At 53.6% G+C, this 12,656-nt stretch carries 11 protein-coding genes; 10 read left to right on the forward strand and 1 reads right to left on the reverse strand.

The annotated features are described in order from the left end of the window. The first annotated feature begins 52 nt into the window (after positions 1–52). The 10 genes from ASG27_RS19785 to ASG27_RS27910 all read left to right on the forward strand — a co-directional run bounded on the left by ASG27_RS19785 (position 53) and on the right by ASG27_RS27910 (position 11,172). The gene (locus ASG27_RS19785; protein ID WP_056419738.1) at positions 53–1,159 is read left to right on the forward strand and encodes an IS5 family transposase; all 1,107 of its coding nucleotides are present in this window, start codon (positions 53–55) and stop codon (positions 1,157–1,159) included. A gap of 257 nt (positions 1,160–1,416) precedes the next feature. Then, positions 1,417–1,614 (forward strand): hypothetical protein, encoded by a 198-nt coding sequence (locus ASG27_RS27330; protein WP_199226355.1) that lies wholly within the window; start codon positions 1,417–1,419, stop codon positions 1,612–1,614. Positions 1,615–2,200: 586 nt separating this feature from the next. Continuing rightward, positions 2,201–2,896, forward strand: coding sequence for a MobA/MobL family protein (locus ASG27_RS26175; protein ID WP_082493271.1), 696 nt, complete (start codon positions 2,201–2,203; stop codon positions 2,894–2,896). Positions 2,897–3,207: 311 nt separating this feature from the next. Beyond that, entirely contained in the window at positions 3,208–4,614 is a 1,407-nt protein-coding gene (locus tag ASG27_RS26180) for a tyrosine-type recombinase/integrase (RefSeq protein ID WP_124513999.1), read from the forward strand. A gap of 3 nt (positions 4,615–4,617) precedes the next feature. Further along, a complete protein-coding gene (locus tag ASG27_RS26965) occupies positions 4,618–5,751 on the forward strand; it encodes a hypothetical protein (protein WP_146186019.1) in 1,134 nt (377 codons plus the stop codon). Between the two features lie 312 nt (positions 5,752–6,063). After that, positions 6,064–6,357 carry a hypothetical protein gene (locus tag ASG27_RS19800; RefSeq protein WP_056419743.1) on the forward strand — a complete coding sequence of 98 codons (294 nt, stop codon included), beginning with the start codon at positions 6,064–6,066 and terminating at the stop codon, positions 6,355–6,357. Positions 6,358–6,866: 509 nt separating this feature from the next. Further along, positions 6,867–7,094, forward strand: a complete 228-nt coding sequence (locus ASG27_RS26185; RefSeq protein WP_082493275.1) for a helix-turn-helix transcriptional regulator — start codon at positions 6,867–6,869, stop codon at positions 7,092–7,094. A gap of 325 nt (positions 7,095–7,419) precedes the next feature. Further along, positions 7,420–8,691, forward strand: a complete 1,272-nt coding sequence (locus ASG27_RS26190) for a DUF3987 domain-containing protein (protein WP_082493278.1) — start codon at positions 7,420–7,422, stop codon at positions 8,689–8,691. A 797-nt stretch (positions 8,692–9,488) separates the two neighbouring features. Beyond that, positions 9,489–10,403 carry a Y-family DNA polymerase gene (locus ASG27_RS28040; protein WP_436128525.1) on the forward strand — a complete coding sequence of 305 codons (915 nt, stop codon included), beginning with the start codon at positions 9,489–9,491 and terminating at the stop codon, positions 10,401–10,403. A 28-nt stretch (positions 10,404–10,431) separates the two neighbouring features. Further along, positions 10,432–11,172: a DUF4113 domain-containing protein gene (locus ASG27_RS27910; protein WP_326938734.1), complete on the forward strand. Its 741-nt coding sequence runs from the start codon at positions 10,432–10,434 to the stop codon at positions 11,170–11,172. Between the two features lie 60 nt (positions 11,173–11,232). Here the strand turns inward: ASG27_RS27910 and ASG27_RS19820 are convergent, their stop codons facing one another. Then, a complete protein-coding gene (locus tag ASG27_RS19820; RefSeq protein ID WP_056419748.1) occupies positions 11,233–12,525 on the reverse strand; it encodes a tyrosine-type recombinase/integrase in 1,293 nt (430 codons plus the stop codon). Positions 12,526–12,656: the final 131 nt, after the last annotated feature.

Here is a 12,656-nt window from a genome sequence, read left to right on the forward strand (position 1 = left end):
CACCGAGGCAGGACAATCGAGACATTCCCCCGAACCACCAGACAAGCCATCCATGCGCGGAGCCGACACCTTCACCGAGAGCCTGTTCACCATGCGCCATCTCGATGACTTCGTGCCCGCGGACCATCCTCTGCGCGTGATTCGCGTGATGGTCAACAAGACGCTGGCAAACATGGATGGGCTGTTTGCCCAGATGTACGCAGCCGACATCAAAGGTGGACGCCCCAGCATCGCCCCTGAGAAGATGCTGCGCGCCATGCTCATTCAGGTGCTCTACAGCGTGCGCTCAGAACGCCAGCTCATGGAGCAAACCCAGTACAACCTGCTGTTTCGCTGGTTCATTGGCCTGGCCATGGACGATGCGGTCTGGGTGCCCACCGTCTTCAGCAAGAACCGCGAACGCCTGATCGAGCACGATGCGGTCATAGAGCTCTTCAACCAGATCGTGCAGCAAGCCCAGGAACAGGAGCTACTCTCGGGCGAACACTTCAGCGTGGACGGCACCCTGATCCAGGCCTGGGCGGGCCACAAGAGCTTTGTGCGCAAAGACCGCCAGGGCGACGACGATACCGATGCGGGCAACTTCAAAGACCAAAAGCGCAGCAACGACACCCATGAATCCACCACGGACGGGGACGCACGGCTGTACCGCAAGGGCAAAACGGCCAGCGAGTTGCGCTTCATGGGCCACACGCTCACCGACAACCGCCATGGGCCGGTGGTCAGTGCCGTGGTCACCCAGGCCGACGGGTATGCAGAGCGCGAAGCGGCCAAGGCCATGATCAACGATGCGCGACAGGCATTGCCCGGCGATGAGCCCATCACGATCACGCTGGGCGCGGACAAAGGCTACGACGCCAAGGAATTCATTGAAGCCCTGCAAGAGATGAACGTACTGCCCCATGTGGCGCAGAACAAATCAGGGCGCCAATCTGCGGTGCCCGAGGGAATAGCAGACAGCGAAGGCTACGCCATCTCGCAGCAAAAGAGAAAGCTGATCGAACAGGGCTTTGGCTGGGCCAAGACGGTGGGTCACATGCGCCAGGTGCTGGTGCGCGGGATCAAGAAAGTGGACCAGATGTTTGTGCTGACGATGGCGGGCTACAACCTCACGCGACTGCGCAGCCTGGGGCAAATCCGTCTGCAGGGGCGGGTGTGAGGGAAAAAGAGGCGGGAGATGGGCCGGGAAAGGCAAAAAACCGGCCTGATGGAGTGCTGAATTTCAAGATACGGAAACTTGGCGAAAAAACAGCGCCAGGGCCAAGGGAGGCAGGCCGCAGGTGGGGGAGTATTTCAGCAGCCTGCTAAGGCCTCAAAGTAGCGCTTGAGGACAGCTTCAGCATTTATGTCTTTTGCGACTCTCGTGGCCAGGCCCTTTGTGTCGGCAAAGCCCGGGAGCAGACTCTGTGGAAGGAAATGAATCTCGTCTTCAACAGAATGCGTGATGTGCAGACCATAGCCCTAGTACATCACCCGGAGCGCAATCAGGAGTTCAAACCAGGCTACGAGAAGCTACGTCAACCCAAAGACACCAAACTGGAATTGTTCGATCTCGCTTGGTACTTCAGCGCATATATCGTTGACGATGGAATGATTGACGACTTGGAGCTTTGATGGTGAGGAGTTTCGCCAACAACCTGCTCAACGTGCGTATGGAAACCTTTGCTCATTCAAAAGCTTAGGCCCTAGAAGGCATCCGAATCAGTACTCACGCCAGTATCTTACGGTGGTATTTTTTACATGCATCCATTGGCATGTAAGAGGCCAATACCTCGCCTGAATACACCTTGGTTCACTAGGTACTGGAATAGGTCATCAACATGGATGACCTCATTGCCATCACAGAGAGACTCATCACCCAATAGGGGCTCAAACAAATAGCCTTTGCTTGCTCTCATCTAGCGAATGCTTGTTCGCTGTATAACAGCCTATCAGTAATTTTTTACTGTGAACCTCCCTATGTTATGGATAAGAACAAGGTAGGGATAACAAGGTGCATGTAGGTACAGAACACTCATTCGACCAATGGTCGTGATATCACTGATTCAAATAGCACAGGAATAAACACGCGCACTTACCGTTTCTCAAATGATGCGTCAATCAAGCGCACCAGAGAGCACAGCCCTTCCTACTTGTTTACATCCAAAGCACGCCCCTTTGAGGGGCGTTTTTACTTTTGACCTCGAGAAAGGGTATTACCATGACATATCACCTCAGCGTGAAGACGGGAGGCAAGGGCGCTGCAGCGCGCCATGCAAAATACATCGGACGTCGCGGAGCCTTTGAGAGCAAAAGCGAAGACCTCGTGGACACATTCTCCGGCAACCTTCCCGGTTGGACCAGTGGCGATACCACCAAATTCTGGCAGACCGCCGACAAGTACGAGCGTAGCAACGCTGCCGTGTACCGCGAGTACGAGGGCGCGTTACCAGCCGAACTAACCCATACACAAATGCGCGAGGCTCTCGAGGAGTGGATGCAGCACGTCGCACCCAACAAGCCCTATGAAGTTGCCATCCATGAGCCCGTTGCCGCCCTTGGTGGAGTGCCACAACCGCATTTCCATGCGATGGTTTCGGATCGGGTACTCGATGGAATCGACCGCCCGGCGGAGCTGCATTTTCGACGTTACAACCCCAAGAAGCCGGAAGCAGGGGGCAGCAAAAAAGACAGCGGTGGCCGCACACCCTTGGCCTTGCGCAACGAGTTGAAGGAAACACGCAAAGCGTTTGCCGATCTCTTGAACCGGCATTTGACAGCGAATGGACATGACCCGCGGCTCGATCATCGAAGCCACCAGGAGCGAGGACTCTCCGCCGAGCCGGGGCGGCACCTCGGACCTGCCAGGGTCCAGCGACTGCGGGCGGCACAAGCGCAGTCTGCGACATCGCCATAGGCTCAAAACGCGAGATTTCTGCTGCCGGCAGCAGAAATTCCGTGTTTTTAGACACAGAGGCCTTCAATTTTCGCTCGAAGAACGCCGTGAGCCGAGGTGACTAAAAAGCTCTTGGCGGTCTTGGCTGCGCAAACTGCACCAGATCGATCTGCGCCTCACGTCCAAGGTTTTCCAAGAAGCGCCGTCACACGCCAAAGGACTAAAGGTAGGTGGATTGGTAGAACGGCGAACACCACCGCAAGCAACCTAGCTGCAGGTCGGCGGAGAAAAGCCTGCCGCCTCAGTGGTCCATCGGCATCTTGCAGCGTGCATTGAGCATCACGAGTCACTGTTCAACCAATCGCCACAATGGTAATGTGGGTTCAGATGATGTCCATTGGAATCCTAAAACGTCCAACCTGATCCAGTGTTCATTGGTAGAAAGGATGGAGCTCAGGTCCCTGGCAAAATCCGCTGCCCAACTCGTGGTGAAGGCGATCATGGCTCGGAAAGCGAAGGACTTAACTGCCCTTGAAGTGTCACGACTGACCTGCCAGGGTCACCATGCCGTGGGAGGCGTTGCTGGGCTGTATTTGTATGTCACGGGCTCTGGTGCGAGATCCTGGGTGCTGCGCATCATGATCGGCGACAGGCGGCGGCACATGGGCCTTGGGAGTTTTCCAGAAGTCACACTTGCGCAAGCCAGATCAAAAGCCCGTGAAGCCAAAGACTGGCTGGATCAAGGGGTCGATCCGATTGAGCGTCGGACCGCACTCATGACCTCTTTGAAAGCACAGCAGGTGCTACCCATGACGTTCGAGCAGGCAGCCAATGCCTACATCGCAACACGCGAGAGTGAATGGAAGAACCTCAAGCACCGCAGTCAGTGGTCTTCCACTCTCAAGACCTACGCATATCCTCATATTGGAAATACGGCAGTTCAGGACGTATCGACTGAGCAGGTACTGTCCATCCTCAAACCGATATGGACCACCAAAGCAGAGACAGCTTCGCGCCTTCGGGGGCGGATTGAAGCAGTACTGGATTGGACGACCATTGGGGGACAGCGTAGTGGCGACAATCCAGCTCGATGGAGAGGGCACCTAGACGCGTTGCTGCCTCGACCATCCAAAGCCCGGGAGATCCAACTCCACGGCGGACATCCGGTCACCAACATGCCAGAGTTCATGTGCAACCTCCGCCGTCGCCCAGGAACTGCAGCACGTGCCCTCGAGTTTTGCATTCTCACTGCAGTCCCTAGCGATTGGGTGCTCATGGCCCGATGGGGTGAGATTGATTTGAGAGCTGGTGTCTGGACGGTGCCCGCTGAGCGTGCGGCGTTGGATGAACCGTATCGAATCCCACTTAGTAGCAGTGCGATATCTGTACTGAAGTCAGAGGTGCTTCACATTCCGCCAGACACTCACTTGGTCTTTGCAAAGGACAAAGAATCATCCCTCTCAGAGGCGATACTGGTTGACGTATTGAAACGGTTGAGTCTGGAGCTCTATCCCGACGACTTCAGGCGCACTTTCCGAGACTGGGCTGTTAATAAGGCCCGGTACCCCCAGAAACTCGTAGATATTTCATTGGCGAGTGCTGCCAAGAGAAATGAAAAATCATTAAAACCTGATGACGTTGAATTGGGGCAGAGAAGGGAAATGATGAACGAATGGGACCAATTTATCATGCAAAAAGCGTCGAAGATCGCTTTTCCGTTTGCTTTGAGAGCCTTTTGATCTATGAGCTCAGCCTATAAAGATGCCTCTAGTCGCTTAGAAAACATCGCTGGAAAATTCGGCTTGGCCCCTAAAAAGGTGCTCGCCAATTTATTGGAGCACGGTTTCAAGTTTTATGTTCAGATTCCGAGTGACCTTGTTGCGGTAGCTGTTAATAAACAGATCTTCGATGGCCATGGTGTGGATAACCGGCAAGCGTATGCAGTGCTGAATCACATCAGGCCATTCGTTCTGAAGTCAGCTCGGATGCTTGAGATTGATGCCGCAGGATTGCTGAACGCCAAGGATTTTTGGTGCACGGATTTTGCAATCGCTCTTCAACTCGAGGCGAAGCGCTGGGCTGCCTGCGATATTTTTTCAAGTTCATCTGAAACTGGCCGCCGCCTCACATTGGGTGGTGCAAATATCATTTTGCAACTCCGCCCATCCTCTGAAGAGTATTTTGGGGAGCGTTACAGTGATCTCCGGACTGCGGAGCCAATTCAGATAACCATTGATAATCTTCATGTGCATCCAGAGAAGGTGGGTGATGCGGAAGCTTTATTGCATGTTGACGGCAAAGAAGTCGATCCTCTATTGGATTTGAGTGCGCCTCACTTTTCAGAGGCTTTGATCGTACTGTGGGATATTTTTAGGGAGACCTGGTTCCTTCGAGACCTAACAGTTCAGGAAGTCCGTGATTGGAAACGCTCAGCCATCGTTGAATTGAAAGCCAGGTCGGAAGTTTTTAATTCGGCAAATTCAAGTGAAACAGCATTAAAATTTATTACTCCCCGTGACCTTGATTTGTATAAACGAAAGTGGACGGATGGCGTTGTAAAGCCCGCCGAGAACGGCGAGATTGATCCTCGTTTCGATTGTCTATTAAAAGCCTCGGATCATTTTTGGAAGCCGTATTTTGAAAAATCCGCTAAAAGCAATGGGCAAGTAAAAATTAAGAAAGTGAGCCAGGAAAATATTGCTCAGTACATTCGGGATTCCAATGGTGAGCTGTTTACTCAGGTTGAGAGTAAAGTGGCGGCTATGATTATTAATCCTTTTCCTGATCTTGCAAAGCGGAAGAGTCGCAAGAAGTCTTTGGAGGTAATCAAGCAGAATAAAACAATATTTGGTCCTAAGGTGCTGTCCGATTTATGATGCCTGTATTGCCAGAAATTTTCTGATCTCATCAGCCTCGCAGTGGAAAATTGTGGTTGAGCGCAATGTCTGCAACTCCATTGTCAATGTTCTGCCTAAACGACAAACAGACCAAGAGCCTATTGAGCCAAAACTGATGAATTCGCGTGAGAGGGTCTTTACACCACGCGCCGAGACGAGACTTGATGTGCTCGATTAGGATCATGCCGACCTCACATGCCGATTGGGGCTAGCGCCGAGTTCGCCTCGTTTTGATGTCCTGTTGTTGCCTGCCGACGTACTCCCCGCATCTGTCGTACCGAGGCGCGCGGCGTGTTCTACACATTGGGCAAAGTCCAACAGCTTGCGAAGTGTTCCAGGGATCTTGACGAGGTCACGGTGGCGAGCCTTGCTATGCCCGGACTTGTTATTGATCAATTGAAACGCGCGTTCGACTTTGAAACCGATGGGGGCGTTGACCAGCACAGATTGTCTTGGATTTGCGGTTCGCGCGCTTGTGTGCTGCATCTTGCGCTTGCCGTACTGTTTGACTGCATGCCCGTTGACTTCGATGCCCTACTGGTCATCGCGCTAGCTCATTCCCTGCTGGTTCACGTCGGCCACTAAATCTGTAGGTCTCCACGCACAAACACATGCGCTTGTGTCACGTCCTTGAAGTTGGCCGCTTTACTCACAGCCGAGCATGAGCCCCAAGCCCGGGTCTCCCCTTGTGCGCCTGCTATTTCTGAGATCCCAGTGGCTGCCCTATTGGTCAGGTACTTCGTTGGGGACTCGTCGGATTCAATTGCTTAGATTGCTTCTTCGTCACATCTCACCCGGGGTGCCAGAGTTGTGCAATTCCCCCTTGGTGACAAGCCTGACCGGGGTCATTGAGCGCATGCGGTCCTCTATGTATGACTAGCCGTTTGCTGACCTCTTCAGCTCATCTCCTCGTTATATGGCGGCAGAGATCTTTAGTTGCCAGGAAAGCAGAGTAAGAACCAAGAAGTTGTATGCCCGGCTCGTAGGCTTACGTGGCCTATGCTCACAGTGCTGGTATTTTATACAGTGAAAATTCCGAAGATGACGCTAAGTTGAGCTTTGGCGACCATTGAGTCTCTTTGAAAGGAGTCGCAATGACCACAACAACTTCCGGCATCTGCCGGTTAAACGAGCTAAAGGCTCTCACCGGCTTAGGCCGTTCCACGATCTATGCCAAGGGAAACCCCCGCAGTCGTCAGTATGACGAGAAGTTCCCGCGGAGAGTGCGCTTGGGGACCGCCAATAGCCGATCTGTTGGCTGGCCTCGGGCAGAGGTTCTCGCGTGGCTTGATCTGACGGCTACAACGCGACGTGTGGTGTGACTATGCACAAACCGCAAACCCCTAACGCGCTAGTTACTAGACGCTACATCACGACCGCCGACAATCAGGTCTTTGAACCTGGGCCGTATCCCGTTGAGCAATTTCCAGATCTCTTACGTGAAGTCTTAATTGAAATTTCCCAACGGCGGGGCTTGAAGCCCCAGCTTATCGGAGGAGCACTCCTTGCTGCTTGCGCCGCTGCGCATCAACCTGCCATCAAGGTGCAAGGGTCCAATGCCCAAACTGTCGGATTGAACTTGAGTGTCCTGACAATCGGGATTCGCGGAGCGGGTAAGACGACCGTCGATGATTTGCTTTTTTTTTCCTGAGAGAGTATCAGAGTGAGCAAGATAAAATTCATGAAAAGGCGTTGAAGACGCACGAAATTAAAATTCGAATTCATAAAATAAAGGTTCGCTTAATCGATAAATTCATTAATCAATGCGTCAATCAAGGTAAGGACTATGATGATTATGAAAGAGATCAGGAGGAACTCCAGGAAAAAGAGCCGCGACTGCCAAAGGAGGAAAATGTATTAATTCAGGATGCAACTCTTGCTGGAATTCTTGAGGTTTTGAACAAAGGAATTCCTGTAACTACCATCAGTATTGCGGAGGCAGAGAGATTTTTTTCTGGTAAATCCAAAGGAGACTTGGCGACGCTCAATGATCTTCACGATCCTTCCTCACATATGTCTGTTCTTCGGAAGGGATGTAAAATGGTATTTGAGGAGCCTGTCGTAACTCAAAACTACTCGATCCAACATGATGCAGTAAAAAAGTACATTCAGCGGTCTCGTGAAATGGGCAATGTTGGGCGTGCCCTCATTTGTGAAATTTCCGAGATCCCTGAGACAGTTGCAGAATCCAATGCTCCCTTTAAGGCTCTGCCATTGCTTCAGGCCAAGCTAGCAGATTTTTTAAGTATTGGAATGAGGAGAAGGCATGATGATAATTTTAAATTTGATGTTATCATGACTTCTCCGAGCGCCGACATGATGTTTGTTGAGTATTTCGCAAAGCTGCGTGAGTCCATCAAACCGGGAGGGCGCTTTAGCGATGTTGATGATGCTGTCGCGAAGATGAGAGCTAATGCCCTAAAAATCGCAGGGATTTTTCATCTGATGGGGGGAAAAACTGGATTCATCGAAGGCGACACCATGAAAGCAGCGCTCCACGTTTGTACTTGGTATCTGCTCGAGTTCCAACGCCTCTTTGGCCGAATCGGTGAACTGAGCGACGAGCAAACCTACGCACGAGTGCTTGAGGAATGGCTATGGGCTCGCTTCAAAGTAAAAAGGGCCATGTTCAACGTCAGAGTGGGGGAGGTCAGGGACATGGGGCCTAATTGTTTCAGGCCACCGAAGCGAGAGAATTTGGACTTGGCGATCCGCGCGCTGGAAAAGAAAGGTGTTGTTGAGGTGCAGGATATTAGGGGGGAAATGCAATTGAAAATTAATCGCGAGTATTTTCTGACAAATCCAGCCCCTGGCAATGTGCTGAATCTGATGAAGGATTTTGCTTACTTGGACAGTCCGAACGGACGGTATGGCCTTGGATCCAGAAGTTACCAGCCGCCGACGATTGGGAGGGGCTGATATGTGGGTAGGGGCAACTGTAGATGGTTGCCTCCTTCCCTCGGTGCTCTTCAGCCTAGGATTGAGTTGCAATGGACCGCAGTTGTTGCTGGCGATGCCGACGATGACACTCCCAAAGCCGCCTTGTCAGGCGGCTTTGTCATTGTGGGGCGCTCATCTTTTCTATCGCTCTAAGTATGGAGGCAATGTTGCGTCCGATGGCTCACCAAGCGTCCTTGCGAAGCTAGTTGATGCTGCGCCCGCCGAGGTGTTGATAGCAACGCACGAGTGTCCCGCGTGCACGACCCGGTCCAGATTCAATAGCAGCCAACAGGGTGCGATCAGATAAAGGGAAAGGGTCTCAGGCCACTGATAGGTTAGGCTGAGATGGAACTGGCTGAAAACACAGTGTTTCTGTATACTGGATAAACAATCAGTATTTCATCCAGCCTTATCCGGAGCATGCCATGACCGTCCAGCAAAAGTACCGCCAGTACAGTACGCCTCCTCGCGTGTCTTCGCCCACATGGCTGCGAAAGGTCTGGGGCTGGCTGTGAGCATTGGCCATACGGTGTGGCAGATGCATCGGGCCGACATCCACGTGAACTCGTGGATGGGTCCGCGACAGTGTTCAGTCTGTGCGGGATCCGCATCGACTTGGCCAGGACTGACTCATGTAAGGTGAGGTTCCATGGCCACTGGTAGGCCGGGGGGCTGACTCCAGCGTTCCGATATTGGTCGGCGATTTGCGTCCTAGCTCCGTCCAGGCCGGGTTCCCATCGCCCGCAGAAGACAATATGGTTCAGCGTGTGGATCTGATGGCCGAACTGATTAAACATCCACAAGCCAGCTTCCTGCTGCGCATCCGTGGGGAGTCCATGCGTGATGTCGGCATCTTTGACGGGGACGTGGTGTTGGTAGATCGCGCCATCACCCCCCCGCTCTGGTCATGTGGTCGTCGCTGTTGTCGAAAACGAATTCGTCTGCAAAACCTTGCAGATAAGGGCAGGGCGCATCAAACTCAAAGCCGCCAACCCCACGTACCCCGACCTCGTTCCCAAAGAAAGCCAGACTGTTCAGGTGTGGGGCGTCGTGGTAGCCGCCATCAAACAGTTCAAGGCCTGACCAACGTGTACGCCCTGATCGATGGCAATAATTTCTACGTGTCCTGCGAACGCGTATTCAGACCGGACCTTAACGACCGTCCCGTCGTGGTGCTGTCCAACAATGACGGCTGCGCCATCGCCCGCAGCAACGAAGCCAAAGCGCTGGGTATCAAGATGGGGGCCCCCTGGTTCCAGATCAAACATCTGGAAGAAGAAGCTGGTCTGGTAGCCCCGTCAGCCAACTTCTCTCTCTACGGAGATATGAGCGACCGCATGATGAGTCTCGTGGCGGGATTAGGCCACCAGCAGGAGGTCTATTCCATCGACGAGAGCTTTATCGATCTCGCAGGCATTCGGGGAGACATGATCCGAAGAAGCCGACTCATCAGGCAGAGGCTATTGCAATGGACCGGCATCCCCACCTGCATCGGTATCGGCCCCACAAAAACCCTGGCCAAACTGGCCAACCACATCGCCAAAACTGCCGAACGCAAACCCGGTGTCTATCCCGAGCGCTTTCCAGGTCATGGTCCAGACGGCTCCATCGCCCAGATTTGCCACCTGGGGATACTCAGTGACGACGACAAACGAACCTTGTTCGAACGCACCGCTGTGACTGAAGTCTGAGGGGGTGAGGCCACAAATCGGCAGACAGTTGAAAGACATCGACATCGCCACCGTTCAAGATCTGGTGCAACTCGACCCAGTGGTGGTTGCCAGACGTTGGTCAGTAGTTCTGGAACGCACCGTGCGAGAGCTGCAAGGCATACTCTGCATAGACTTGGAAAACGCCCCCTTGCCTATACAGCAGATCGCCTGCACCCGCAGCTTCGGTCACCCTGTGACTGAACAGGCAGAACTGGCGCAGGCGATTACAGAGTTCGCGTCGCGTGCTGCTGAAAAGCTCCGGCGCCAAAAGCAGCAGGCCAGCCAGATTCTCACCTTCGTGAGAACCAGCCCGTTCAGGCGTCAGGACGATCAATACTCCCTTTCCATGGCCTTGGCTCTGGTGCGTCCCACGCTGAACACCGGTGTGCCGGTCAACGCCCCATTGGAAACCCTCAAGGCCATCTATCGCCCAGGCTTCAACTACGCAAAAGCCGGAGTATTGCTGTTGGACCTCATGCCGGAAGGATTTGTGCAGGGTGAACTGGCCTGGGGTGAGCCTTCATCCGCAACGGGCCGAGACACCAAAGACCGCAGTCGAGTGATGAGTGCTATCGACAACCTGAACACCCGCTATGGCCGAGGAACTGTCAAACTGGCAAGTGGTGGTATCGAACATGGCCGCTTGCTCCAACTAGGAGCCGTACAATCCAGCTGGAAGATGAAGCAGGAGAGGCGCACGCCGCGCTACACCACCCACTGGCAGGAGTTGGCTGTCGTTAAAGGCTGACTGACCTGCTTCGGTCCGGACGAATCAATTCCGCCAGAAGGCAGAACAGCGGATACTCCTTCATGCGGAACTACCCTCAGGTGCATCCAGTAGGAGGAACAAGGTTTCAAGCGCTTGCCGCTTCTCTTCCATATAGTCATGCCCGTCATAGTGACGGTTCTGTACCCCGCTGATACCGTGCGACTGCAAGCGGCCACGATCATCTGAGCTGATACGAGCGCGGGCAAGAATGGTCTCCACACCTGAACGAATACGCTTTGCTTGGAAGTCGGCCAGCGTGGTGGCATCGACTGCCCACGCGCTCAGTGTGGTCGCGGCAAGGTGAGTAACGCCTTTGTCGGTGCTCAAGGCATAGGTGCCTTGTGGCTCGCACTCCTGCAGCGCAGTCGCTGCTTGAGGAATCAGCGGCACCGTATGTGGGCGGGGAGGCTTGCCAGGTCTACCCTTGCCATCGAAGAGCACGATGCTTTCAGCCGTTACGTTTTCCGTACGCAGTTTCACCAGTTGCGCGATGCGTTGCCCACCAGTTAGGAGATGTAGCCTCAGGACCGCACCCCGAAATCCTGGCAGGAGCTTGATGGCTTGCCAGTAGGAACGAAGCTCCTCAGTTGTCAGGGGGCGCTTGTCAGCCTTGTTGGCGCTTTCGTCGGGTTCTGTGTCTGCCGCAGGGTTGTGGGTGACGTTGTAGCTTTTGAACTTCACCGGAATGCTGGGTTTGGAGCGTGCAGCCTTCGCGGTCTGGTATGCAGCCCTGATATAGCTGCGCAGCTTGTTACTTGTGCGAGCTTTTCCCTGCTCAATTACCTGGCGCATCATGTCTGCTATCTGTTCTCCAGTCACTTCATTGGCAGGCAGGGCAGCGATCTTGGGCCATGCCTCCAGCACATGCAGCTTGAAGATGCTTCGGGCGTCACTGTGCGAATCGCGTTCCAGGGCTTTCAGGTGGTCGCAGTAGTCAGTCAACAGCGCCTGCAATGTGAACTTTGCAGCTTCTAGCTTTGCTGTTTCGGCCTTGTCCTTCGCCTCCTGCTCCGCCGCCTTCACGCCAGCGAATCCACCGTTGGCTAGATTGGCATGGTGCTGCTCTGCAAGGGCCTCCGCAGCACGCATTGCGGCCAAGACAGAAAACCCCTTGCCTGTCGGCTTCAGGCTTTTGGGCGGTGCGCTCGGGTCGTATATGCCGATCACTTCGCGAGCAGTCTTGCCGTTGATCGTGACGCGCCAGTAGAAGGTGACGGCACCAGATGCTAGTTTTCGTACCTCCAACGATCCTGACGGGATCACTTTGCCCATTTTCAGGAACTGCCCTGGCGACAGTTCGTTGATACTTTGTCCGCTGGTTTTCGTAGCCATGATCTAAGTCCGTTTGCCACCCTGGTGACAGTCTGGTGACAGTTTGAGCGTGAATGGTATCACCCACTAACGGACTGATTTGGACAATAAATCTATTAAAAACAAAGGTTTATGGTGCTGGTGACAGTCCA

Origin of the sequence: Acidovorax sp. Leaf191 (assembly GCF_001424425.1) — a bacterium.
Taxonomy (GTDB): domain Bacteria; phylum Pseudomonadota; class Gammaproteobacteria; order Burkholderiales; family Burkholderiaceae_C; genus Acidovorax.